The organism is Aequorivita capsosiphonis DSM 23843, assembly GCF_000429125.1.
GTDB classification, from domain to species: Bacteria; Bacteroidota; Bacteroidia; order Flavobacteriales; family Flavobacteriaceae; genus Aequorivita; species Aequorivita capsosiphonis.
Genome location: NZ_KE386850.1, coordinates 34,690 through 60,373, shown reverse-complemented (window position 1 = coordinate 60,373; position 25,684 = coordinate 34,690). Strand labels below are relative to the sequence as shown.

Annotated in this window: 25 protein-coding genes and 3 pseudogenes; 9 read left to right on the top strand and 19 right to left on the bottom strand. The window is 37.6% G+C overall.

Annotation, left to right across the window (positions count from 1 at the left end; all coding sequences use genetic code 11):
• Positions 1-235: 235 nt before the first annotated feature.
• A complete protein-coding gene (locus G440_RS0117600) occupies positions 236-1,204 on the top strand; it encodes a bile acid:sodium symporter family protein (protein ID WP_026452495.1) in 969 nt (322 codons plus the stop codon).
• Between the two features lie 183 nt (positions 1,205-1,387).
• Positions 1,388-1,826: pseudogene (tnpA, locus tag G440_RS21655) on the top strand (IS200/IS605 family transposase).
• A gap of 265 nt (positions 1,827-2,091) precedes the next feature.
• Here the strand turns inward: tnpA and paaZ are convergent.
• From paaZ to G440_RS0117500, 16 genes and pseudogenes are all read right to left on the bottom strand, one after another.
• Positions 2,092-4,587, bottom strand: coding sequence for a phenylacetic acid degradation bifunctional protein PaaZ (gene paaZ, locus G440_RS0117580; RefSeq protein WP_026452494.1), 2,496 nt, complete (start codon positions 4,585-4,587; stop codon positions 2,092-2,094).
• Positions 4,588-4,648: 61 nt separating this feature from the next.
• Positions 4,649-4,981 (bottom strand): type II toxin-antitoxin system PemK/MazF family toxin, encoded by a 333-nt coding sequence (locus tag G440_RS0117575; protein ID WP_026452493.1) that lies wholly within the window; start codon positions 4,979-4,981, stop codon positions 4,649-4,651.
• A complete protein-coding gene (locus G440_RS0117570) occupies positions 4,978-5,223 on the bottom strand; it encodes a CopG family transcriptional regulator (RefSeq protein WP_026452492.1) in 246 nt (81 codons plus the stop codon). Before G440_RS0117570 ends, G440_RS0117575 begins: the two co-directional genes overlap by 4 nt.
• A 167-nt stretch (positions 5,224-5,390) precedes the next feature.
• Complete coding sequence (locus G440_RS0117565; RefSeq protein WP_026452491.1) at positions 5,391-5,636, bottom strand: ribbon-helix-helix domain-containing protein; 246 nt, start codon at positions 5,634-5,636, stop codon at positions 5,391-5,393.
• A 123-nt stretch (positions 5,637-5,759) separates the two neighbouring features.
• Complete coding sequence (gene pcaF / locus G440_RS0117560) at positions 5,760-6,965, bottom strand: 3-oxoadipyl-CoA thiolase (RefSeq protein WP_026452490.1); 1,206 nt, start codon at positions 6,963-6,965, stop codon at positions 5,760-5,762.
• Between the two features lie 161 nt (positions 6,966-7,126).
• Positions 7,127-7,978: a KPN_02809 family neutral zinc metallopeptidase gene (ypfJ, locus tag G440_RS0117555; protein WP_026452489.1), complete on the bottom strand. Its 852-nt coding sequence runs from the start codon at positions 7,976-7,978 to the stop codon at positions 7,127-7,129.
• Between the two features lie 185 nt (positions 7,979-8,163).
• The gene (locus G440_RS0117545) at positions 8,164-8,574 is read right to left on the bottom strand and encodes a PaaI family thioesterase (RefSeq protein WP_026452488.1); all 411 of its coding nucleotides are present in this window, start codon (positions 8,572-8,574) and stop codon (positions 8,164-8,166) included.
• Positions 8,575-8,641: 67 nt separating this feature from the next.
• The gene (locus tag G440_RS0117540) at positions 8,642-9,820 is read right to left on the bottom strand and encodes a 3-hydroxyacyl-CoA dehydrogenase NAD-binding domain-containing protein (RefSeq protein ID WP_034259929.1); all 1,179 of its coding nucleotides are present in this window, start codon (positions 9,818-9,820) and stop codon (positions 8,642-8,644) included.
• A gap of 66 nt (positions 9,821-9,886) precedes the next feature.
• Entirely contained in the window at positions 9,887-10,663 is a 777-nt protein-coding gene (locus tag G440_RS0117535; RefSeq protein WP_026452486.1) for an enoyl-CoA hydratase-related protein, read from the bottom strand.
• 169 nt (positions 10,664-10,832) lie between these two features.
• On the bottom strand, positions 10,833-11,333 hold the full coding sequence (gene paaD / locus G440_RS0117530) for a 1,2-phenylacetyl-CoA epoxidase subunit PaaD (RefSeq protein ID WP_034259927.1): 501 nt from the start codon (positions 11,331-11,333) through the stop codon (positions 10,833-10,835).
• Positions 11,334-11,350: 17 nt separating this feature from the next.
• Positions 11,351-11,566: pseudogene (locus G440_RS21545) on the bottom strand (four helix bundle protein); the annotation flags it as partial.
• Between the two features lie 200 nt (positions 11,567-11,766).
• Complete coding sequence (paaC, locus tag G440_RS0117520) at positions 11,767-12,522, bottom strand: 1,2-phenylacetyl-CoA epoxidase subunit PaaC (protein ID WP_026452484.1); 756 nt, start codon at positions 12,520-12,522, stop codon at positions 11,767-11,769.
• Positions 12,523-12,765: 243 nt separating this feature from the next.
• On the bottom strand, positions 12,766-12,987 hold the full coding sequence (locus G440_RS20330) for a four helix bundle protein (RefSeq protein ID WP_245574889.1): 222 nt from the start codon (positions 12,985-12,987) through the stop codon (positions 12,766-12,768).
• A gap of 25 nt (positions 12,988-13,012) precedes the next feature.
• Entirely contained in the window at positions 13,013-13,306 is a 294-nt protein-coding gene (gene paaB, locus G440_RS0117510; protein ID WP_026452483.1) for a 1,2-phenylacetyl-CoA epoxidase subunit PaaB, read from the bottom strand.
• 95 nt (positions 13,307-13,401) lie between these two features.
• A complete protein-coding gene (gene paaA, locus G440_RS0117505) occupies positions 13,402-14,358 on the bottom strand; it encodes a 1,2-phenylacetyl-CoA epoxidase subunit PaaA (protein ID WP_026452482.1) in 957 nt (318 codons plus the stop codon).
• A 69-nt stretch (positions 14,359-14,427) separates the two neighbouring features.
• Positions 14,428-15,501 (bottom strand): 2Fe-2S iron-sulfur cluster-binding protein, encoded by a 1,074-nt coding sequence (locus G440_RS0117500; protein ID WP_026452481.1) that lies wholly within the window; start codon positions 15,499-15,501, stop codon positions 14,428-14,430.
• A 677-nt stretch (positions 15,502-16,178) separates the two neighbouring features.
• Between G440_RS0117500 and G440_RS0117495 the strand changes: the two genes are divergently transcribed.
• The gene (locus G440_RS0117495) at positions 16,179-18,002 is read left to right on the top strand and encodes an aromatic amino acid hydroxylase (RefSeq protein ID WP_026452480.1); all 1,824 of its coding nucleotides are present in this window, start codon (positions 16,179-16,181) and stop codon (positions 18,000-18,002) included.
• Between the two features lie 68 nt (positions 18,003-18,070).
• Positions 18,071-18,376 carry a rhodanese-like domain-containing protein gene (locus G440_RS0117490; RefSeq protein ID WP_026452479.1) on the top strand — a complete coding sequence of 102 codons (306 nt, stop codon included), beginning with the start codon at positions 18,071-18,073 and terminating at the stop codon, positions 18,374-18,376.
• Here G440_RS0117490 and G440_RS0117485 read toward each other — a convergent pair.
• The 3 genes from G440_RS0117485 to G440_RS0117475 form a co-directional block, all read right to left on the bottom strand.
• Positions 18,371-18,985 carry a DUF4230 domain-containing protein gene (locus G440_RS0117485; protein ID WP_026452478.1) on the bottom strand — a complete coding sequence of 205 codons (615 nt, stop codon included), beginning with the start codon at positions 18,983-18,985 and terminating at the stop codon, positions 18,371-18,373. The two genes, G440_RS0117490 and G440_RS0117485, sit on opposite strands and share 6 nt — an antisense overlap.
• A gap of 173 nt (positions 18,986-19,158) precedes the next feature.
• Positions 19,159-21,918, bottom strand: coding sequence for a TonB-dependent receptor (locus G440_RS0117480; protein WP_026452477.1), 2,760 nt, complete (start codon positions 21,916-21,918; stop codon positions 19,159-19,161).
• Positions 21,919-22,074: 156 nt separating this feature from the next.
• Positions 22,075-22,941 carry a GLPGLI family protein gene (locus G440_RS0117475; RefSeq protein ID WP_026452476.1) on the bottom strand — a complete coding sequence of 289 codons (867 nt, stop codon included), beginning with the start codon at positions 22,939-22,941 and terminating at the stop codon, positions 22,075-22,077.
• Between the two features lie 162 nt (positions 22,942-23,103).
• Here G440_RS0117475 and G440_RS20325 point away from each other — a divergent pair, with 162 nt between their 5' ends.
• From G440_RS20325 to G440_RS0117455, 5 genes and pseudogenes are all read left to right on the top strand, one after another.
• Positions 23,104-23,904: a hypothetical protein gene (locus G440_RS20325; protein ID WP_051285453.1), complete on the top strand. Its 801-nt coding sequence runs from the start codon at positions 23,104-23,106 to the stop codon at positions 23,902-23,904.
• A 2-nt stretch (positions 23,905-23,906) separates the two neighbouring features.
• Entirely contained in the window at positions 23,907-24,521 is a 615-nt protein-coding gene (locus tag G440_RS0117465) for a deoxynucleoside kinase (protein ID WP_026452475.1), read from the top strand.
• A gap of 143 nt (positions 24,522-24,664) precedes the next feature.
• Positions 24,665-24,853 (top strand): annotated as a pseudogene (locus tag G440_RS21060) (hypothetical protein); the annotation flags it as partial.
• Between the two features lie 84 nt (positions 24,854-24,937).
• Positions 24,938-25,231: a type II toxin-antitoxin system HigB family toxin gene (locus G440_RS0117460; RefSeq protein ID WP_026452474.1), complete on the top strand. Its 294-nt coding sequence runs from the start codon at positions 24,938-24,940 to the stop codon at positions 25,229-25,231.
• Between the two features lie 10 nt (positions 25,232-25,241).
• The gene (locus G440_RS0117455; protein ID WP_034259924.1) at positions 25,242-25,598 is read left to right on the top strand and encodes a helix-turn-helix domain-containing protein; all 357 of its coding nucleotides are present in this window, start codon (positions 25,242-25,244) and stop codon (positions 25,596-25,598) included.
• The last annotated feature ends 86 nt before the right edge of the window (positions 25,599-25,684 follow it).

Sequence of the window (25,684 nt, the reverse complement as noted above, 5' to 3'; positions counted from 1 at the left end):
TCCATAAATTCCTCCCATTTCTAAATTGACTTTTATGGTTCTACAAAATAAACCAACTTTTTGCAATTATAAGGCTCAAAACTGGCTTTTATAAGAAGGTTAACTTTGAGTTTGAGCTGACTTCGCGATTTCTATAATTAAATAAGAAGCCACTGTAATTTTAAAAATAAATTTCTATCTGTTCTCACTTTTTAAAACGTCATATACCGTATATCTTTGACGAAAAAACTGCCCGATGTTTAAGAAGTTTAAGATAGATTCATTTGTAATTGCCATCGTAATAAGTATTGCTATCGCGTATTTTTTACCTCAACTGGGAGCATCAGATAGTCCTGTGCCGATGAATTTAATCAGCAGCCTCGGAATCTCATTTATTTTCTTCTTCTATGGGTTGAGTCTTAATTCCGAAGCAATCAAAAACGGACTTAAAAACTGGAAATTACACCTCTCAGTGCAGAGTTCAACATTTATATTATTCCCACTTCTTATTCTGCCGTTTTTTCCATTGTTTAAAGACACGTCTTATGAAATTCTTTGGTTGGCATTTTTATTTATGGCCGCTTTACCATCAACTGTATCTTCTTCTGTAGTTCTGGTTTCTATGGCAAAAGGGAATTTGCCAGCTGCAATTTTTAATGCTAGTATCTCAGGAATTATTGGAATAATTATAACGCCATTGTGGATGATGCCATTTATAAAACAAACCGAAGTTGAATTCGATTTCTCATCAATCTATATCCAGCTGATTTCTGAAATTGTAATTCCTTTGATTCTAGGACTTTTACTGCGAAAATTCCTCGGAATGTGGGCGCAAAAACATAAAAAACAATTAAACCTATTTGATAAATTTATTATCCTTTTAATCATTTATAAAAGTTTTGTAAAGTCGTTTGAAGATAAGATTTTTTCCAGTGTAAGCTTAATGGAAATGAGTATTATGGTAGCCTTGGTTCTACTATTATTCTTCATTGTTTACTCACTTACTGGATGGTTTGGGAAAATTTTCAAATTTAATCACGCAGATCAGATTACAAATCAATTTTGTGGCACGAAAAAATCCTTGGTCCACGGAACGGTTTTTTCTGAAGCTTTATTTGGGCAAACCAGTATTGTAGGAATTATCCTTTTACCCTTAATGTTTTATCACGCTTTTCAGATATTAGTTATCAGTATCATTGCTACTAAAAAGCGATCCGGTGGCTGAAGCCAACGGCAATTCTTTTATCACCGTCTGCTTCAGCTGACGGCTCAGGAAAGTATCTTAAACAGGCTTTAGCCGCATCATTGAGACTTTTGTCTTGAAGACTTTTAAAAATCATAAGCATCCGATTTTGAAACATCTATAATTTGCCTATCTTCAGTTCTTTAACGTTTAAAAAAGTATCATATGAGTTGGGTACGAATTTGGGTTCATCTGGTTTTTTCTACAAAATATCGAAGGCCTTTTCTCAAAAGCTTGGAATTACGAGAGACTATGTTTGAACATATCGCTCAAAATGCCAAAAAGAAAGAATATTTGGTTGGATAGTGTAGGCGGATATTCCGATCACGCCCATTGTCTAATTTCTCTGGGGAGAAATCAAAGTATGAGTGAAGTAGTACAGCTCATTAAAGGCGAAAGCTCTCATTGAATAAATAAAAGTGGTCTTCTGAAGAATCAATTTGTATGGCAGGATGATTACTGGGCCGTTAGTGTGAGTGAAAGCCACATATTTTCTGTTAGAAAATATATCGAAAATCAAGAAGCGCATCACGGAATGAAGTCTTTCTCGGAGGAGACAGCTATTTTTATGAAGAAATATGGATGGGAATTAGTTAAAGATTGAAAAAAGATGGGCTTTTATGCGGCTAAAGCCGAATTCCAAATTTTCCTAATTTCCGTTGGCTGAAGCCAACGGTAATAGCTGAAGTCTACGGTAATTTTTTAAAATCTTCTGATCTACACTATTATCGGGAATTTATAGAATTTTTTTTGCCCTCATTGAAACAAACTCAATTCCTTTATTGAACTCTCTTGCTTTAATTTACCGTCCGCTTTAGCGGACGGTTTATAGAGTTTTACAGAGGCTTTAGCCGCAAGACACTTGAGGTTTAAATCAAACCGAATTGTTCAAAATGATGGTTAAGGTGTTTTCTTTCCAACAAATACCATTCGTATTTATTCAGTTCCCCAAAAACCATATTATTTAGCTTGGCTTCGGGATTTTCTTTGAAATAGACCTTATAAGCTTCTCTTTCCTCAAGAAATTTCTCCTTGGCAGTTGCCAAATCAGGATGTTTTAAGATATCCAATTTACCCTTTTCCAATTCTGGGAAATTTGTGTTATGTGGAAATTTCTCATAGTTGTAAAGACTAGCGTGAACCTTTTCCAAAATCTTTTCTGGCGTAGCAATTTCGAAGTCCTGAAGTTTACCGGAGGCAATTCTATAAGTGTATTCTAAATGTTCCAACATATTTTGAGGGGTCATAATACCCCATTTCGGCTTAATGTCTTCTGATAATTTGTTTAAAGATTCTTGGATTTTTTCATCAGTCATTTCAACAAAAACTTCCTGTTTCTTTTGAACCATTGTCAGAATGGTTGCGATTGCCACCAACTCATTCTCAGCATCAAAAACCTCAACAAACCATTTTACAATTCCACTGGGATGTTCTGCAGACGCAACATCACGATCTACTTTTTGCTTACACGTCAATCGCACATAGATAGTGTCATTGTGATACAGAGGACGTAGGAAACGACAATCTTCCAAACCATAATTTGCGGCTACTGGACCTTTGTTTGGATAAACGAACAATCCCGCTGCTGCTGCAATTATAAAGTAACCGTGGGCGGTTCGTTTTTCAAAAATACTTCCGTCTAGGGAAGTGATATCGGTATGGGCATAAAAATGATCCCAAGTTAAGTTTGCAAAACTGATAATGTCAGAATCAGTAAGTGTGCGTTTATGAGTTTTTAGGGACATTCCAGGCTGGATATCTTCCCAGTGATATTTAAATGGATGTTGTGCCGCTTCCTTATATTTTGCATTTGCCTGATAAATTCCTGTAATTTCGGTTAAAGTAGTTGGGGAACCTTGGATGGCTGTACGCTGCAAATAATGTTTTATTCCCCGCATTCCACCCATTTCCTCTCCGCCACCCGCACGACCAGGACCGCCGTGAACTAAATACGGAAGTGGAGAACCGTGTCCTGTGCTTTCTTTGGCACTTTCACGGTTTAGCACTAAAATTCTTCCGTGATGGGAAGCTGCGTTAATCACATATTCCTTTGCTATTTTATCATCATTTGTAGCGATAGAAGAAACTAAGGAACCTTTCCCCATTTGAGCTAAAAGGATTGCTTCATCTAAATTTTTATAAGGCATAATCGTACTTACCGGACCAAAGGCTTCAGTTTCGTGAACTGCTAAATTTTCGAACGGATTATCTTCACGAAGTAAAATCGGCGCTAAGAAAGCGCCCTTTTTAGCATCAGCCCCTATTACGTCGATTTTATCCAAATTGCCATAGACAATACTTGCGGTTTTTGACAACTCTTGAACGCGTTCTCTAACTTCCTGCACTTGATCCATACTCACCAAAGAGCCCATTCGCACTTCTTTTAGACGTGGATCACCAATAGTTACTTTCGAAAGTGCTTTTCCAAGCGCAATTTGTACGTCTTCAATTAAGTTTTCTGGTACAATTACTCGGCGAATGGCGGTACATTTTTGTCCACATTTCACGGTCATTTCATTTCTAACTTCCTTAATAAAAAGATCGAATTCAGGAGTTCCTGGAACTGCATCTTCACCTAAAACAGATGAATTAAGGGAATCGGCCTCCATTGTAAAAGGCACCGCCTCATTAATAATTCTAGGATGTGCTTTTAGCATACGCCCCGTAGTTGCCGAACCAGTGAAAGTAACCACATCCTGAGATTCCACGCTGTCAAGAATAGTTCTTGCAGATCCCGAGATCAATTGCAATGCACCTTCAGGTAAAATTCCTGATGCGATAATTTCGCGAACTACGGCTTCGGTTAAAAAGGAGGTGTTCGTCGCAGGTTTAACCACAGCCGGAACACCTGCCATCCAGTTTACCGCACATTTCTCAAGCATTCCCCAAACTGGGAAATTAAAAGCATTAATATGAATGGCAACACCGCGTTTTGGCACCATAATGTGATGAGCCATAAAACGTCCACCGCGAGAAAGATCTATTGGGTCACCTTCAACGTGATAGGATTGATTTGGAAATAATTTCCGAAGCGAAGCATTGGCAAACAAGTTTCCAAAACCACCTTCAATATCAATCCAGCTATCTACTTTAGTAGCACCTGTTCTATAGCTGATTTCATAAAAATCGGCTTTCTTTTTTGTTAAATAAAGGGCTAAGGATTTTAGCATATTCCCGCGTTCCTGAAAAGTCATCTTTCGAAGCGCATCGCCCTTTGTTCTTCCATATTGAAGAATTTCAGCAAAATCGAGACCTTCTGTATCTGATAGCGCAATGACCTCACCAGTTATGGCATCGTGCATCGGCACGCCTTCGCCATTACCTGTTATCCATTGACCTGTTACGTAATTATGTAGTTTTTTCATCGTTTATTTTTTATGGAATCCAAATTTCATGGTCCTACATCATTCCAATTTCCTATTCTCTTTAAAATCTTATAATCTTATTCAAACTCTCAACCACCTGATTAAACTCAGGTTTAGTTAATTTTCCATATTTTGTCTTCAGTCGTTCCTTTGCAATGGAGCGGATATGAATAGTCATTACTTCAGAAGTTTGGGGCAATCCATTTTCGCTTGTAGGCTCGACAATTAAATTTCCCTGATAGTGTTTCAACTTACTGGTTAGCGGACAAATTATTACCGTGTTGACCAAACTATTAACCAAGTTTCCTGAAATTATCACTGCAGGTCGTCGACCACTTTGTTCGCTGCCAATAGTTGGATCTAAATAAACCTCGTAAATATCTCCTTGATTCATTTGTTTTCAAATTCTTCAAGCGTTTTTAGGTAATCGGCCATACCTTCTTCCGCCATTAATAGCATATCTTCGTCTTTCGCCATACGCTTATACGATTTTATATATGCCGCTCGCTCAAGTTGCTCTAAATATATTTTGAGCGCTTTCTCGATAATTTTGTTTTTAGGAAGCTTGAGATCTGTGGCTGCCTTAGCAAGGTCATTGAGAAGTTTATCCGGTAAGGATGATGTGAATGTTGCCATTTTATATTTATTTTATGTAAATATAAAACATATTGGTCAATAAACCTACCAGGAGATTTTGTTTTTCGCTAGTGCAAACAGAAAACAATATTTCAACAGGTTCAGCCCACCGAACCTTGCAGGAAAGAGATTGTCTTAAAAAAATACATTCCAAATTTCACCTTGCTTCATTCGTTCTCTAGCTCTACTAATATTCTAAACCAATCTTCTATTCCTTCTTCAGCTAATTCTAACATTTCAGGATCATTTGCAGCTCGCATAAAAGATTTGGCGTATTGTGCTTTTTCTATTTGTTCAAAATAATGTTGAAGTGCTTTTTCGATTAATTTATTCTTCGGCATTTTTAACTCCTTCGCCATCTTTGCAAGATTTTCAAGAAGCTCGTCTGGTAAACTTGATGTGAATGTTGCCATATTATATTTATTTATTGTAAATACAAAAAATATTGGTCATTAAACCTACAAAGAGGTTTCCTTTTGTACTTTCGCAAAAACAAAACAATACTTCGATAGGCTCAGCACCTTACAGCTTGCAAGTTAATTTACGTTTTCAATAATCGCCGCATAGCCTTGTCCAACACCCACACACATCGTAATCAATGCATATTTTTTATTTTTCAGCTGAAGTTCCAATGCTGCGGAATAGGCAAGCCGAGCTCCTGTAACACCAAGTGGATGACCAATTGCGATTGAACCTCCGTTAGGATTAATCCTTGGATCGTTGTCTTTCAAGCCCCATTCACGGATACATGCCAAAGCTTGTGATGCGAACGCCTCATTGAGCTCTATCACGTCCATATCTTCCATTTTCAAACCAGCTTTTTCAAGTGCCTTGTTGGAAGCTTCAACTGGGCCAATTCCCATAATCCGAGGTTCTACACCAACGACTGCTGAGCTTACAATTCTGGCGATTGGTTTTAAATTATACTTTTTTACAGCATCACCTGAAGCGATAATAGTTGCAGCGGCACCATCATTCAATCCTGAAGAATTTCCGGCTGTAACGCTTCCATCCTTTTTGAAGGCGGGACGCAGTTTTGCTAGAATTTCTTTTGATGTTCCAGGTTTAATAAACTCATCATTCTTAAAAATAATTGGATCTTTTTTGCGCTGCGGAATTTCCACGGAAACAATTTCTTTTGCCAACCTACCATTTTCTTGGGCTTTGGTAGCTTTCATTTGCGAATTACACGCAAACAAATCTTGGTCTTCACGCGAAATATGATGCTTTTCAACTAAATTTTCAGCGGTATTTCCCATTCCGTCAGTGCCATACATTTCTGCCATTTTAGGATTTACAAAACGCCAACCGAAGCTGGAATCGTACATTTTTGAATCTGTTCCAAAAGCTTTTGATGGCTTTGCAACAACGTATGGTCCACGTGTCATATTTTCAACACCGCCAGAAATAAAGAGATCGCCATCACCGGCTTTAATTGCTCTGTTGGCGTGGATGATAGCGGAAAGCCCACTACTGCAAAGTCTGTTTACGGTTTCTCCCGGAACAGTTACTGGTAAACCTGCTAAAAGTGAGGCCATACGCGCAACATTTCTATTGTCTTCGCCCGCTTGATTTGCACAGCCAAGAATTACGTCGTCGTAAGCTTCTTTTGGGATGTTTGGATTTCGCTTTACTATTTCCGCAATTACCAAAGCTGCCAAATCATCTGTTCTTACAGTGCTTAGTGCTCCTTGATAACTACCTATTGGAGTTCGTATTCCATCTATTATATATGCGTCCATAAATTAAAGTTGAAACTGAAATCGAAAAATGAGTTTCAGTATTTAATTAAAAATTAAAATTTTCTATTGGTTTTAAATTTACAAGATGATTTTCTTTTTGCTATCGCAAAAAGAAAACAATACTTCCACAGCTTCTGCACACCTCATATTGCAGTATAATCCTACATTTCGGCAAAGGTATCACCTTGTTTAATGTCGCCACTATTATAACCTTTCATAAACCATTTCATGCGCTGTTCTGAGGTTCCGTGGGTAAAACTATCTGGCTGAACATCACCTTGAGTTCTTTTTTGAATGGCATCATCACCAACGGCATTAGCAGCACTTAAGGCTTCTTCAATATCGCCTTCTTCCAAATATTCTTTATTGTAATGCGCCCAAACTCCGGCATAAAAATCGGCTTGAAGCTCTAGCGCTACCGATAATCTGTTGGCTTCACTTCTATTTTGCCTTTGAAGCTTCGTTACTTTTTGAGAAGTACCGAGTAATGTTTGTACGTGATGTCCTATTTCGTGTGCGGTTACATAAGCAATGGCAAAATCGCCACCCTTAGCTCCGAAACGATTTTTTAATTCATCAAAAAAGGCCAGGTCCATATAAAGTTTTTGATCAGCAGGGCAATAAAACGGGCCAGAAGCTGAGCTTGCATTTCCACAACCAGTACTTACGGCATCTGTAAACAGGACCATAGTGGGATCTTGATACTGCCCAATATTATTTTCGCTAAAGATTTCACCCCAAACATCTTCGGTAGATGCTAACACAGTAGCCATAAAGCTTCCCATTTCCTTTTCTTGGGCGGTAAGTTCTCTTTGCTCTGTTTGTTGGACGGTTTGGCTATTGCCGATTTGCTCAACTATAGGCGCCAACTGTTTTCCAGTATCACCTCCAAAAAACTGTAAGCCTAGAACAATTAATGTTACTACGATTCCACCACCTGCTGCCATCTTGCTTTTGCTCATTCCACGACGGTCGTCTAGGTTCCCGCTCTTTCTTCTACCTTGCCATTTCATATATTTTTGAATTTAGATAAATGTAAATAACTGTTTTCGATTCTATCCATTTTTAATTTCATAAAAATAAACAAAATCAAATATGAATTTGTAAAATTAATGGTAAAACCTACAGGAGGATTCTTTTTCACTCTCCCTAAAAGAAAATGATTCTTCAACAACCTCAATACTGTTTTATTTGTTGATTAATCGTTTGACCAGACTTTAGAAGCTCTATAAACTACACCTTTAAAAAGCGCAACCAATTCGTCTCCTCGCTTTACCTCAACGATATTGAACCCTAATTTGTTGCCAACTTTTTCAATTACAGATTCTGCTATTAAATAATCACCTTCATTCAAGGCTTCAATGTGGTTAATGGATGTTTCAATAGAAACTGCATATTTTCCGTGCGTGTTTGCTGCAAAACCAAAAGCTGTATCTGCCAACGAATATGCTATTCCGCCGTGCGCTTTGTTCATGCTGTTTAGCATTTCCTTTCGGATTTTTAAGCCCAACTTTACTTTTCCAAGTTCTGAACTAAGTATTTCTATCCCCATCCATTTACTAAATGAATCTAGTGATAGCATTTTTTGCGGAATATCTTTTCCTTCCATTTTAGAGTTTTAAAAATTTACCTTCCCTTTCGATAGTTATCGAAAGTGTCTGAGGAGATATCTTATTTTAATTGAAGAATTTTCTATTTTCACGCTTCATCTTACGCAACAAGGGCGAACAGCGATAACGATCTTCATGATACATCTCATAAAGCGCGTCCATTTTTGAAACGCACCAATCTATTCCTTTTTCATCTGCCCAAGCTAACAATCCTTTTGGGTAATTAACGCCTTTCGTCATAGCATTATCAATATCTTCTGCGGAAGCGATATTCCAGAATAATGCATCAGCGGCTTCATTAATCAGCATAACAAGGATTCTTTCAAAAATAATTTTATCCGATACTTTTTCTTTAGAATCCGTTCTCAAATCCTTTCGAACTGACATTTTTCCATCCTCGGAATAATTATAATATCCTTTCCCACTTTTTCTTCCTAAATAGCCAGCTTCCGAAAAACGTTTTTGAGTAAACGAAGGTTTATAACGTGGGTCGTAATAAAAGGCTTCAAAAACGGATTCCGTTACCGTATAGTTTACGTCGTTTCCTATAAAATCCATTAATTCAAAGGGACCCATTCTAAAGCCGCCAATTTCTTTCATAGCTGAATCGATCTCAGGAAATGAAGCAATTCCTTCTTCATAGATACGAAGTGCTTCCCCATAAAAAGGCCGCGCAACTCGGTTTACGATAAATCCGGGAGTGTCTTTTGCCACGGCAACAGTTTTCCCCCAATCTTTTATGGTTTGTACAGAAATATTTAAGGTTTCTTCTGAAGTCTGGATTGCCGGAATAACCTCAACCAATTTCATTAATGGCGCTGGATTGAAAAAGTGAATTCCGATGCAGCGTTCTGGTTTTTGCAATGAGGATGCAATGGATGCAATTGAAAGCGAAGAAGTGTTTGACGCAAGAATACAATCATCGCTTACAAATTTTTCAAGAGTTGAAAACACGTTCATTTTAACATCCAAGTTCTCGACTATTGCCTCAATGGTCATATCCGAATCCTTTAATTTTTTTAAAGAATTGACGTACTGTATGTTATTCTGTATCCGCTCTTTTTCTTCTGAATCGATTTTTCCTTTTTCAACCAAACGATCCATTATCTTTTTCAAAGACGCTTCCGCTTTTTGCAAGGCTGCTTCGTTTGTATCAAAAATTCTTACCGTACATCCGGCTGTGGCCGCTATTTGTGCGATACCGGCGCCCATTGTTCCTGAGCCTATTATTCCTATTTTCTTCATAATTGTTTTTCTATCTGCCCTCCAAATAAATTCGGAGGTTAGTATTTCGGCCGTGCCGATGGAACTTTATTTCCCTTTAAACTCTGGTTTTCTTTTATTCACAAAGGCATCAACTCCTTCGGCATAATCTTCACTTTGAGCAGCTTCTATCTGCAGTTTACTTTCCAAGTTTAATTGTTCTTCCAAGGAATTATTCAACGAATTATTCAGCAAACGCTTTGTAAGTCCTAGCGCCTTCGTAGGCATATTCGCCATTGTATTTGCAATATTTTTCACTTCTTCAGAAAAGTCTTCCGAAGAAACCACTTTATAAACCATTCCCAGTTTTTCGGCTTCTTCCGCAGAAACTTTATCACCGAGCATCATCAAGGCTGAAGCTTTTTGGAAACCTATCAATCGAGGTAAAAAGAATGTTCCAGCACTGTCGGGAACCAAACCAATCTTACTGAATGCCTGAATAAAACTTGCTTTTTCCGAAGCAATCACCACGTCGCAGGCCAAGGCAATATTCGCCCCAGCTCCAGCAGCAACGCCGTTGATTGCGCCAATTATTGGTTTTTCAATACTTCTGATTCGGGTAATAATTGGATTGTAATGTTCTTCAAGAATTTTTTTAAATCCAGGATTTAGTTCTGGAGAAGTAACCTCCTTTAAGTCCTGACCAGCACAAAACGCCTTTCCATTTCCTGTAATCACAATTGCTCGGACTTCTGGATTCTTTTCACAGGCATCGAGTGCACTTTGAAGAAGGAGAGCCATTTCACGGTTGAAGCTGTTGAATACTTCCGGTCTATTAAGCGTTAATGTTGCTACTTTGTTTTCTATTTGGGTGGTAATATTCATTTTTATTAAAATTTTATCTAAGTTTTATCCCTTCCGTCCCCGATGGAGAAGTGGGCCATTCTTTGCATTCCTCTCAGTCGTGCCTCCTTGGTCGGATGCAAGGAAAAGGGAAGGAGCGTTGGGAGTTTAAAATTAATAAGAGTCTTTCTCACTTCTAAAATCTGATGTCTTACTTTAAACATTTAAAATAATCAAATGGTTCGTGGCAATCGTCGCATTTAAAAAGTGCCTTACAGGCTGTAGAACCAAATTGGCTAACCAAATGTGTGTTCGTACTTCCACATTGCGGACATTTCACTAGTTTTTTACCGTGGAGCAAAACATCTATATCGTGCGATTCTGACAATGGACGGGAAATTCCATATTCTTCCATTTTCTGTAGGCCTTCCTCACTAATCCAATCGGTGGACCAAGCTGGAGAAAGAACCAATTCAACTTCTGCTTTTTTTCCTATTTCGGAAAAAGCGGCTTTTAAATCATCGCTAATTACATCCATTGCTGGGCAACCAGAATAGGTTGGGGTTAGTTTTATTTTTACAATTCCATCTACTTCTATTGCCTCACGAATAACGCCGAGAGCCAGAACCGAAAGCACTGGAATCTCCGGATCTGAAACGGTTTCCAGAACAGAGATTAAATCCTTCTCAATATTTAAATTTTCAATGCTCAATTTTCAATATTCAATTTTCAGGGTTTCTTCGATTTTGCAGTTTTTATGCTCTTTGCGAAAATAGCCACTAGTTCTTCACACTCCTTCAAGCTTTTTTCAGCGTTCTCGATATCTTTTAATAGTTCGGCTCCAATTTGAATTTTCAAATTAACTCTCGACTCCTTCAATTCCTTTAGTACAATTCCCATTTTGTGAATAAAGTCTTTTGCGGATTCTGCGCCTTGGACCTCGCCGTAATTTAACGCTGCGCCAGTTGTCTAGCGAATAAGTTGTTTTGACCAATGATCCAACGCATAATTATATTCAATTCTCGTAAATAGATTAATGCATAAAATTGCAAAACCAATTAACCTGTCTTCCAAATCAAATTTTCTTTCCATAATTTATTTTTTTTCTGAAAATTGAAAATTGTTCGTTGAATATTGAACATTGTTTACCATTGCATATTCGGATAGGTACGTTGCATATATTGCAACTCTGCTAAAATATATCCCATATGTTCTGTATGAATCCCTTCCTTTCCACCTTTATTAAAATATTTATTTTCGGGGACGGTAAGGGCTGCTTCCTTTAAAACTTCGGAAACTTCTTCGTAATACTTTTCTTTGAAAGTTGAAACGTCTATTCCAATCCCTTCTTTCGCCATTGCTTTTTCAACATCGGTCATATAGAAAAGTTCGTCAGTAAATCGCCATAAATCATCGATTGCGTCTTGCATTTTTTTCTTGCTTTCTTCAGTACCGTCACCTAAACGTTTTACCCAGTCGCCTGAAAATCTTTTGTGATAACTTACTTCTTTTATCCCTTTTTTGGCGATAGCAGCTAGTGTTTCATCTGGGCTATGCTGTAATTTTTCTATCAGCATAAAATGGTAAACATCAAACAAAAATTGACGCCCAATTACATAGCCAAAATGTGTATTAGGTTGTTCTACCAATAAACAGTTTTTGTAGTCTCCCTCAATTCTTAGGAAGGCAATGTCATCTTCAGTGCTATCTTCGCCTTTAAGTTTGGCGGCATATTGATAATAGCTTCGAGTTTGACCTAGTAAATCCAATGAAATATTGGTCAGCGCAATATCGGTTTCCAAACTTGGACCGTGGCCGCAGAGTTCGCCCAATCGCTGTGCAAGGATTAGGGAGTTGTCGGCGATTGTTAGGATATAATTGTATAAGTGGTTATGTTTCATCTTTTCTGAAAACGAAATCGAAAATCAAATCGAAATCGAAGGGTTTAGTTATTTATAATTTGCTTTAAATAATTTACCAGTGACTGCATTATTTAAAATATTAACGTGATTCTCTAAAATCAAAATTGAGGGAATCAACTATATTTTTTTAAAAGTGTAACAACGATTCTTATAAGTTCGTCATTTTCATTTTTTATTGCCTCTACATTATTGGCATCTATTAAATTCGCTTTAACCTGAATATTAAAATTTCTTAGAGACTCGCGTAATTCTTAATTTATTTGCTCTATCCTTATCTGAGCCCGCTCCTTCAAATTCTCTAAAATTTAAAGCTGAGGAACAAGCTGATCGTATGAGTTGCTTCGCCAAATAATCTGCCGCAAAAGATTTTGGAGGCAAATTAAATAGTATGACTACGGAAGCTGCGAAATCTTCAAAACGATTATCTAAGTTATAATTTTTCATTTTTTCGATTTCGATTTCGATTTCCCTACATATGTTTTACTTCGTCAGGCAAATGGTAAAAGGTTGGATGACGATATACCTTGTCCTGAGCGGGTTCGAACATTTCACCATTGTGATCTGGATTTGAAGCGGTAATGTTTTTGCTTTCTACAACCCAAATGCTTACTCCTTCGTTTCTTCGAGTGTAAACATCACGTGCATTTTCCATTGCCATTTCAGCATCGGCAGCGTGAAGGCTTCCGAAGTGACGGTGTTCGAGTCCGTTTTTACTACGGACAAAAATTTCCCAAAGGGGCCAGTTTTTTTTCTTTTCAGACATAAGATATTAGATTTGAGATATTAGACGTGTGACATTGGACGCTTCTTCTCACGTCTCTCCCGATAGTTTTCGGGACTCACACCTCACCTCTATTTTTAACTTGCTTTCGCTACTTTTTTATTTGCATTCTTTTCTGCGTGGGCCATTGCGGCATCACGCACCCATTCGCCATTATTCCATGCATTGACTCTGGCGCTCATTCGTTCTTTATTACAAGGACCGTGGCCTTTAACCACTTGCCAGAATTCATCCCAATCAATTTCACCAAAATCGTAATGCCCAGTTTCTTCATTGAATTTTAAATCTGGATCTGGCATTGTAATTCCAAGAATATCTGCTTGGGGTACAGTTTGATCTATAAATTGCTGACGCAATTCGTCATTACTTTTACGCTTTAATTTCCATTTCATAGATTGTTCGGTGTGAACAGATTCCGCATCAGTTGGCCCTAACATCATCAAACTTGGCCACCACCAACGGTTTAAAGCATCTTGAGCCATTGCTTTTTGCTCTTCGGTTCCGCGACAAAGGGTAAGCATAATCTCGTAACCTTGACGTTGGTGAAAACTTTCTTCTTTACAAACACGCACCATGGCACGTGCATAAGGTCCAAAAGAAGTATTGCACAGAGGCACTTGATTGATAATTGCGGCTCCATCTACCAACCAACCAATCGCACCCATATCGGCCCAAGTGATTGTTGGATAATTGAATATAGAGGAGTATTTTGCTTTTCCTGAATGTAGTTGCTCATAAAGTTCTTCACGGGAAATACCCAAAGTTTCACAGGCGGAATACAGATACAATCCATGGCCAGCTTCATCCTGAACTTTCGCAAGCAACGCTGCTTTTCTCCGCAACGAAGGAGCGCGGGTAATCCAGTTTCCTTCAGGTAACATTCCAACAACTTCGGAATGTGCATGCTGGCTTATTTGCCTGATATGGGTTTTTCGATATTTCTCGGGCATCCAATCTTTCGGCTCTATCTTTTCATCGCGCGAGATGCGGGCTTCGAAAATTTCTTCAAGGTTTTTTACTTCTTTTTCGCTCATAATATCATCGTATTATACCTACAAGGAGATTGCTTCGTACCTCGCAATGACGCCTTGCAGGAAAATTCATTAAACATCAAAATCTACTTTTACTTTTTCCGAAGTAGGAACAGCTTGACAACTTAAAATGTAGTTTTGGGCCACTTCTTTGTCTTCCAAAGCATAATTTACTTTCATCTCAACTTCGCCCTCTATAATTTGGCATTTACAAGTGCTGCAAACCCCACCTTTACAGGCAAAAGGCAGATCGGCACCCGCAGCCAAAGCAGCATCCAGAATGTTATCAAAGTCTTTGGTCATTGTGAATTGGAATTCCTTTCCGGCATCCACAATGGTTACTTCAACGCCTTCCACATTTTGCTTCGCCAAACGCTCTGCTCTTTTAATATCTTCCTCTGATAATCCAGTTACGAAGAGTTCAAAATGAATTAACTCCTTTGGCAAACCTGCATTTATCAAAAATTCACTTACATAATCTACCATTTTTTCTGGACCACACAAAAATACTTCACTCGTATCTGGAATATCGATAAAGTTTTTCGCGAGGACTTCCATTTTCTCGTCATCAAAACGTCCGTTGAATAGTTCAATATCGCGGCGTTCCTTCGTAAGAAAATAATAAATTTCAAGCCTTCCGAAGTATTGGTTTCGCAATTGCTCCAATGCTTCCTTAAAGATAATGGATTTGGCGGTTCTATTCACATAAAACAGCTTGCAAGTTGCATTTGGCTCCAATGCCAAATGCGTTTTAATCATGGAGAGAACCGGTGTAATTCCGCTTCCAGCGGCAAAGAAAAGGTAGTTTTTTGAGGTGTCGGGATTCACTTCAACCCCAAAAGTTCCACTTGGCACCATTACTTCCAAAGTATCTCCAGGGTGCAATTTTGAATTTACAAAGTTTGAAAACTTACCTTCCGTAATTGTTTTTACAGCTACTTGCCATTGATTATCCACCGGACTGGAACACAAACTATAGGAACGGCGCGTATCTTCACCATCAATATCCGCTTTTAAAGTTAAATGTTGTCCTTGACGAAAGTGGAACCTTTCTACCAAATCTTCTGGAACATCAAAGGTAATTACCGAACAATCGCTGGTTTCTTTGTAAACGTCTTTTACTTTTATTTTATGAAATTTCGCCACGTGTATATATTGATTAACAAAACTACGGTTTTTAGTTGAAGCTGCAATTTACAAAACAAGACCCACTTACCTCAACCTCCTTTAAAGTTTAAGGGATTTTATTATAAATCTAAACAATATCTTTCTTTTAAGACATAAGTCCATAACTCGACCCAGACCGAGATTATGAACTTTATCTAACTTGGGTTTAAAGTATTGCCACGAATTACACTGATTCTCACGATCCCGCCTCTCCTTCTACGGGTAAACCGGGCGTGCAGGTTCATACTCTCTTGAAAATGAAGGCGCAAGGGTGCTTTAGATTTCACGAATGAAACAGACTTTCAGTCTGTTTTGAAAACGTTATAATAATTAGTAAGCAAAGGTTTAGTCATGTTTTTACCCTTATAAATATTACATCTTAAATATCAAGTTATTACAAAGGCAGTTAGATGAAAGGAAAAACGGGGTAAACCCCCTTCCGATTTTTTTGCGAAAAAGCAAAAAATCACTCTGTATTCCTCTCGATCGTGCCTTTCTCGTCGGATACAAGTGAAAAAGGGGAGGGAGCGATACGTTTTCAAAACAAAACTGAGTACTTTTGAACTATGGAATCCCACTCTGCCCGTTGGGCATCTCTCCCAAAGAGAGAGAGAAATTATTGAAAGTATTATTCCTTCATTATTTTAATTCAAAATATGAAAAAAAAGATTGAAACCAACGAATTGTTGGACCGGCTACCACCGCATTTAAAACAGTACATCAAGCCACAGGATTATGAGCAATATACGCCTATAAATCAAGCGGTCTGGCGTTATGTAATGCGAAAAAACGTGAATTATTTAAGCCGGGTGGCGCACGAAAGTTATCTAAATGGGCTTGAAAAAACCGGCATTTCCATAGATGATATTCCTTCCATGTACGGAATGAACCGTATTTTGAAAGAAATTGGCTGGGCTGCAGTTGCTGTTGACGGGTTTATTCCGCCGAATGCATTTATGGAGTTTCAAGCCTATAAAGTGCTGGTGATTGCAAGCGATATTCGTCAACTTGAAAATATAGAATACACCCCGGCGCCAGATATTATTCACGAAGGTGCTGGCCACGCTCCTATTATCGCAAGTCCGGATTATGCTGAATATTTACGGCGTTTTGGAGAAGTTGGTGCCAAAGCCATTTCCAGTGCGCACGATATTGATATGTATGAAGCCGTTCGCGAACTTTCCATTTTAAAAGAAAGCCCCCTCCCAACCTCCCCAAAAGGGGAGGGAGCAAATTCAGCTAAACAGGAACATTTGTCTAAAATTGAAGCTGCCGAAACTAGAGTTGAAGAACTTCAAAATAAAAAAGTGAAACCTTCTGAAATTTCATTGATTCGAAACCTTCATTGGTGGACGGTAGAATATGGTTTGGTTGGCACCGTTAAAGATCCTAAAATCTACGGGGCAGGATTGCTTTCTTCCATTGGCGAAAGTGTTTGGTGTATGAAACACGAGGTAAAGAAAATCCCTTATTCCATCGACGCCGCTTATCAAGATTTCGATATCACGAAACCGCAACCCCAACTCTATGTAACGCCAGATTTCGCGTATTTACAGGAAGTTTTGGAGGAATTTGCAAATACTATGGCCGTTCGAAAAGGAGGCTGGCGCGGACTTAAAAAACTTATAAAATCTAAACAACTCGGCACTATTGAAATTAGTACCGGGCTACAGATAAGTGGCAATTTTAGCCGAATGATAAAAAATGAGGACAACGAAGTAGTTTACTTTGAAACCGAAGGAAGAACGGCGCTTAGCTACCGTGAAAAGGAAGTGATCGGCCACGGAATAAGTAGGCATACTAACGGATTTCGTTCCCCACTAGGAAAGTTAAAGGGAATCAATCTTTCTATTGAAAACATGGGACCACGCGATTTGCAAGCCTATAGTTTTTATGATGGCAAACCTATTTCGTTCGAGTTTGAAAGCGGAATAACCGTGGAAGGATTGAACGTTACTGGAATGCGAAATTTAAGAGGTGAATTGATGCTTATCCAGTTTACAGATTGCACCGTAAAATATAAAGATGAAGTATTATTCACTCCAGAAATGGGCGATTTTGATATGGCAGTAGGAAAGGAAATTGTTTCGGCTTTTGCTGGCGCAGCAGATTATCATTCGTTTGATTTGGTAAACCACGTTTCAAACAGTGAAACTATTCGCGTGCAACTTTCGGAAAAAGAAAAACAATTGAATGCGCTATATAAAGAAGTTCGCGCGATTCGTAATTCTTCGGAATTAGATTCGACAAAACTTCAACATATTTTTAAAACTTTAAAAGAAAACTATGCAACAGATTGGCTGCTTCCTTTAGAGATTTATGAGTTGGTTGTAAAAATGGATTCAAGGTTTTCTGAAGAAGTATTGAAACATCTTTTACATTTGAAAGAAGAAAAACCAAAAGTGGCACATTTAATTGATGGAGGACTGGAACTTTTAAACAGTTCGGCTTCACTCGAAAAAACAAAAGAAATTAATTAACAATTCGGCTTCGCTCATTGACCGAAAGTAATTATTATTTAAAAAAATTCGTGAAAACGACTTAAAATATGGGATTATTAGATTTTTTATTCGGAAACAAATCAAAGAAAATCGATGACTTTAAAAGCCGTGGCGCTATCATCCTCGATGTTCGAGGCAAAGGAGAATATGATGGAGGAGCTATTCCCGGCTCTAAAAACATTCCATTACCCAGTCTTACCTCAAAACTGAAAGAAATAAAACAATGGGATAAACCAGTAATCACCTGTTGTGCCAGCGGCATGCGAAGTGCAAGTGCTGCAGGGATTTTAAAAAGCAACGGCATTGAAGCGATGAACGGCGGTGGCTGGTTTAGCTTGAGTAAAAAATTATAATTTCAGCTTCTGAAAATCATTTTCCTCTTGAATAGGACTTCCGTTATATTCCAAAGTCCAACCCATTGAATTGGTAAGAATATAGATTTTTTGAAGTTCAGAAATCAACCGGTTTTCAGCATTTGTTTGCAACTCTGAGGCTTCTATTTTCTTCCGAAGTGATTTTTCAATACGTTTTTTTATTTTGTTATAATCGGTGGCGCTAAACTGATTTAAGTAATCCTGTTGCATATCATAATATTCAATATTCGGATTTATTGAAAGCTCAGGCTCAGGAATATTTGTTATCCGGACTGTTTTGGTGTTTTCATCAATCTCCGTTTGCACTTTACTTAAATCGTACGCAATTGTAGCTTTGGCATTAACCACAATCAAAGCCTTTTTACGGGCCGATAAAACGTCAAAATAGAATTTTTTGGAATCATTATAGCTAAACACCTGCGCGTAGCTTCCTTCAGTAACAATAAGTTTTCCCACATTTTTCAATTCTTTCTGAATAAGGGCTGTATTTGCTTCAAGTACTTCGCGGTTGTCTTTCTTGTTTTCACAATAACGCAGTCCGAAAACTATTACAAAGGCAATTATAATCCCAAGGAAGATGTTTCTCATAAATAAGACTTAAGATCGCTTCGCTATATGACGTAAGACATAAGACGCTTACGATTATGAAGCGGAGTTCAAAAATAAACATTATTTAATAACGGCGGAAAATTTCATCAGATTGCTTCGCTTTGCTCGAAATGACGTTTCATTGAGATTACTGCGTTGCGATGGCAGTCAATTTACAGATCATACTTAATAACAAACATTACAATACGTGGCATTACGAAATATTGCGATGTTGTATTAAATTGGTCATTAAAACTGTCGTTGTTTATAGATTTGGTATCCAAGATATTGGTGGCCTGCACTGAAAACTCCCAAGGACTTTCACCGTGTTTATAGTATAAATTTGCATTGAAAAAAGAATATGTGTTTTCTACCGTTTTGGCATCGTTTGTATAATTGTAATAATCCCATTCCGCGAATAGATTGAAGTCTTTTAAGAAGCGTAGATTCACGTTTGCATAAGATCTATTTGTAAAAAAAGTCTGCTCGATTCCGCCATTGTCGTAGTCATTTTTTATAAAACGATAGCCGACCTCAAAATTCGGAAACGATTTAAAATTTGAAAGTACACTCGCGTTATAATTCTGTGTGAGACTTTGACTTTCCTGTATTTCGTTGTTGATGGTGTTGTTTGTTTTGCTTAAAAACACCGCAGCATCCAGTTTAAACTGAACCTTTTTTATGGTTTTACTAAATCTCCCCACCGCCGAAAACGTTTCATCTGGAAAGTTGCTATCAAAATTTAAGGGACTACTAACCTGATTGATTCCAACCAATTCTGTGTTTGTTTTAATGGCATCAAACCTTCTCGTGTAACTTAAATTTCCACCAATATTGGTGTAGTTGAAAAGGTTAAAACTGAAATATGTCAAATTATAACTATGTGAAAGCGAATTCTCCAACTCTCTATTTCCTCGGAAAAGTCGGTTATAATTATTAAAAACATAAGCCTCGGCATAACTATTTACATCGCTATATTCCGAAGTGATAGCGTAATTAAATCGTAGGTTTTCACTTTTCTTCAACTCCAAAACGACATTTACATCTGGCAAAAGCATCCAATTGTTTTGAGTGGAAGTTGTGCTCAACTGTTCATTTTTAAGATTGTAATTGTGTAGTGTAACACCCGGAGTGAATATGAATTTTCCTGACTTTAACTTGTAATGAAGTCCGAAAAAAGCATCTGTAAAGGTGTAAGAAACATCATTATTAAATTCTTCTTCTATGAACGGGTTTTGATTGCCATTATCTAAAATTTGAAAAATTCCCGAATTAAATTTTTGATTGCTGTAAGTAGTCCCTACGGTGAAATTTAGATTGCTCAAATTATTTAAAACATAATAGTAATCAACCTTTGCGTCCAACTTGTTACTTTTGACGGTTTTGTTTTGATTGATGTTATAACGCTCTGATTGTTCCAATGGATAAAAAGTATCGGCCTCGCTATTGAATGGATCAAGCGGATCTATTTTGGTAAAAACTCCACGAAATGGAATGGAATCCTGAACAGCTCGATAAAATGGATCTTCATTTTGATATAAGTGCTGTACTTCGGCTGCAAAAATATTTTTATCGTTTAAGGTAAAGTAGGCATTCGCACTTTGTTTTATGGAAAAAGGTTGGTTCTCCTTGATTTCGGAAATATCGTTTTGATTGCCGCCCACTATTGAAATCGTAGCATCGTCCTGAGTTTGTTTTGAAGTTTTTATCAAAGCATCATAATCCAGTTGAAAGTTTGTGTTTGGCTTATAGGTGCTGCTAAGTTTCAGCATTCCTAATTGGTTGCGCTGTTCTGTATCGACATTTGTATTTTCCGTGATTCCAGTTAGAATATATTGCCTAATACTGCTGTTAACAATGTTCGTTTTATTATCACTTAAAATCCCAAAACCACTGATATCCAGTTTATCATTTAAGGCATAACTAAAGTTTCCAGCAATAAACTTTGCGTCAATTGCCTTTGCACGATCATTTTGCGAAACTGCAAAACCAAGATCACTGTCGCTGATCCGAAAGTTAGTTCCGCCACCTCTATTGAAGTTTTTAAAACCGCCTGTAAAGTTGAAATAATCACGAAAAGTAAAAGGCACTTCCCCAATGTTGTTGAAATCTGTTATAATATTGACGCTGTATTTTGGGCTGTAATAAAAAAGTTTTGGATGCACCAAATAACGTCCGTTTTCATCACCGTATTCATCGGCCAGCCCTCCGCCGGCAGTAACTTCGCCAAACCAGAAATTCTTCTTTCCTTCTTTTAGTTTGATGTTGATTGCTACGTTATCTCGGTCATTGCCAAGCCCGCGCATTTGGTCTACTTCGTTATAATTTCGAAGCACCTCCACTTTATCTACGGCATCAGCAGGAATGTTTTTAGTGGCAAGTTTACTATCTCCATCAAAGAAATCTTTGCCTTCAACCATTACTTTGGAAACGGTTTTTCCTTCTACCTGTATTTCACCGTCTTCGTTTACTTCAACGCCTGGGAGTTTTTTCATCACATCGCCTAATTTGCGTTCGTCGCCATTGGTAAAACTATCTGCGTTATAAATAATGGTATCTCCTTTTACGGTTACGGGCATTTCATAGACAATTTCCACATCGTCCAACTGGCTTTCTTGGGGGTTTAAAATGAAATCAAGTTCTATGTTTTCTGATTCTTTGGAAACATCTACTGTTTGCTCTTCCGTATTATAGCCAAGAAAGCTGGCTCTTAAAACATATGTATTCCCTTTTGGAAGGTCTAATTGGAAACGACCTTGATAATTTGTTATGCCATAAGATTCGGTTTCTCCGGTAGCCTTAATGCTCGCAATAACATTGGCAAACTCCAGCGGATTACCGATGCTATCTTTAATGGTTCCCTTCACTTTAATGCTTTGGGCAGAGAGTGAAAGTGAACCAATCAAAAATAGAAATGTAATAACTTTATTCATTCAAAAAAGGTTTTACCACAGGAAAAAGATTTCAGGTTTCAGGTTCAAGGTTCCAAAACAACCTCAATTAACCAGATAATTATCAGTTTTGACCTTCGTTTTCGAACTCTATTTCTCCCGATAGCTATCGGGATCAGTTTCGATTTCGATTTCTTTTTAAAACCCTCCTCCTCGTCTTCCCCCACTATTCTGAAAGTTTTCACGTAGCTCTTCTGTTTTGTCTTTTACTATTTTTATGTATTCTGCCCGAGTTACTTCTTTGCCTTTTTTTGGAGGTTCAATTTTATCGGAGTCTTTTGGATTCATCACCACTTTGGAACACAAAAGCGTAGTTCTGTAAACATTTAATTCCAGAATAAGTCCCGGTAATCCTGCGTATTGCCCAGGTCCGCTGCTAACAGGAATTTGTGGCGTAAACCAAGCGGTCACCTCAATTTCCTTCGGAATTTCAATCATATCCATCGGGTCTTGCAGTTGGGTAGAATCTTGTTTTACGGCGGAATTCTCAGAGTCATTTTTCTTTTTTGGACGCGCCATACTGAAATCATTAGGATCTACCTTTTTCATTGCGGTGGCCTTAAAGACGATGTATTGCCCAATTTGTTTAGATTCATTGGTTGTTTTCCAGTCCAAGGTTTGGATGGAATCCGTCACTAAAAATGGCTTTCCGAAGAATTCATTTTCTTCAACTATTTCTCCCGTTTTAAGATTTTTATATTGAGCCCCCGGAATAAAACTGCCCATCATCATTTTGATGGCGGGATTTACCGGGCCGGCATCTAGTTTTTCCTCTTCCTTATATATAGATTCGTCTTTATTAAAGGTGAGAATATAGGTTTTTTCAAGTGCGGAATTTACTTGACTCATCAACATTTTTTTCATCTCCTCAGGGATTTCACGACCGCCATCAAACGCATCTAAATCTACCGTGGTTTTGGATTCGTAGTAGGCTTTTCCGCTGATGTTTTGTGCGTTACCTCCTAAAGAGAAAAGTAAAATAAAAATTAAGATATATCGTTTCATAAAAAATTTAAAGTTAAGGCCAAAAATGAATTGATCAATTTGTTTAAAATTTATCTAACTTGATTGAACAAAATTAGATCTTACAACTAAGACGAATTAAATTACAATCTGTTACATTAATTTCCGTTTAAGGGTATCTTCGCATTTTGTAACTTGGAATATATGAAACATTTTTTCATTCTTTTTCTGCTTATTTGCCAATTCGGCATTGCGCAAAGCCTTACTCCTGTGAGTACAGTTGCATTTGATGCGGACCGGTTTCTTGGAAAAGACAATTATAAAAACACCTATTTTATAAAAGACAGAGTTATCAATAAGCAAGGCCCTGACGGTAATTTTCTTTTTAACGATCTTCAGTTGGGGCGGATAACTTCCGTAGATATTATAAATCCGTTGAAGGTTATTGCGTTTTTTCAGGATACCAATACCGTGGTAATGTTGGATAATAAGCTCAGTGAGATTGAACGGATCAACTTCAACAATCTGCCGCAGTTTATGAATGTGAGCACGGCCACCAACGCCGGCAATAAAAGTCTATGGCTATTTAATGTAGATACCCAACAGCTAGAATTATACAATTATGGCGCTAAATTGCAAACTGTGGTTTCACAACCTTTTCCGGGGAAGTTAATTTCGCAGGCTAGCAATTTCAACTACTGCTTTACCTTAACAGAAAAAAAACTCCGGGCGTTCAATATATACGGAAGTATTTTAAATGAAGTTGATTCAGAAGGCTATGAAAAAATAATTCAGCAGAACGAAAACTTAATCGCACTTAAGGAAAACACGCTTTATTACCTTCCCGATTTCGCAAAGCGCAATGAAGAAACTTTACGGGAAACCACAAAACTTGAATTACCAAAAATGGAAATTAAAGATTTGCAGCTTAGCAATGATTTCCTGTATATTTATGACGGCAAAAATTTGCACACTTTTACACTAACCATCCCAAAGAAAGAATAAATATGCACGTTGCAATTGCAGGAAACATAGGCTCTGGAAAAACTACTCTTACCCGTTTATTGGCAAAACATTACAAATGGCAGCCCCATTTTGAAGAGGTCGATGACAACCCGTATTTAGACGATTTTTACAACCAAATGGAGCGTTGGTCTTTTAACCTTCAAATCTACTTTTTGAACAGTCGTTTTCGCCAAATTCTCGATATTCGCGAAAAAGGCAAGAATGTTATTCAAGACCGAACCATTTATGAGGATGCACACATTTTTGCGCCAAACCTGCACGCCATGGGTTTAATGACCAATCGCGATTTTGAAAACTACCGTTCGCTTTTTGATCTTATGGAAAGCGTTACCGAAGGTCCCGATTTGCTTATTTATTTAAGAAGTTCTATTCCAAATTTGGTCAGCCAAATACACAAACGCGGCCGAGAATACGAAAACTCAATTAGCATTGATTATTTAAGTAGGCTAAACGAGCGCTACGAAGCTTGGATACACGGCTATGATAAGGGAAACCTTATTATTTTTGATGTGGACAATATCAATTTTGTGGACGATCCAGAACATTTGGGTGAGGTGATCAATAAGATTGACGCGGAGTTGCACGGGTTGTTTTAAAATGAGACGTGAGATTTAAGATGTGAGACTTAAGACGCCTGATCTAAAACCTTAACATTTCACAAACGCAATTTCTAAGTGTAAATCGTTTTCTTTGGAAAATTAGGTTTAACTTAAAGAGATACCCGCCTTCGCGGGCAATTATGGCATCACTCTACAACAATAAATTTTACCACCGCGACCTTTCGTGGCTTCGCTTTAACCATCGTGTTTTACAGGAAGCAGCGGACCAACGCAATCCGCTGTACGAACGCATCAAATTTCTGGCAATTTTCTCTTCAAATCTAGATGAGTTCTTTCCTGTACGCATTTCAGATATTAGGCAGATAAAGCATTCCAAGTAATTACCAATTTGACAATTAACTTCTATTTAATAGAATAATATTCTATATTTGTGAATTATAACTACTTGGGTTATGAGAATAGTAACTGTAAAAGTACTCAAAGAATTTTCTAAAGATTATCCGCTAGCCAAAATTCCCTTATTGCATTGGTATGATATAGCAAAACACGCCGATTGGCAGTCATTAAATGATGGAAGAATGGATTTTAATTCAGTTGACTATGTAGGCAACAACAGATATGTTTTTAATATCAAGGGAAATGACTTTAGATTAATATGCATTATCATTTTTGTATCGAAGAAAATATATATTCGTTTCTTGGGTACTCATGCTGACTACGATAAAATAGACGCAAAAAACATTTAAATTTTTAGTTATGTTATCTTCAATAGAATATAAAATTACAAATTCACGGATGGAATCTCTGCTTAAAAAACTGACAGAGGCTGAAAGTTTAGCTGAAAAAGACGCTTTGGAACTTGACAAAATCTCTTCAGAAATTGCAGATTACGAGGAGGCGAATTTTCCTTTTGAAGCGGAAACTTTAAAAGAAATGATCGAGCTAAGAATGTATCAACGGAAATTGAAACAAAAAGATTTAGCGGTAATTTTAGGCACAACACCTTCGCGGATTAGTGAAATACTCAATGGTAAAAGAAGCCTTACCATTGAATTGGCTAAAAATTTACACAAAAAACTAAACATTGATGCAGATCTAATTCTCAACAGTTAGTTTTCGTTTTAAAGTCTATACCTGGAAACCTTAACATTTCACAAACGCAACTTCTTAGCGTAAATCGTTTTCTTTGAAGAATACTG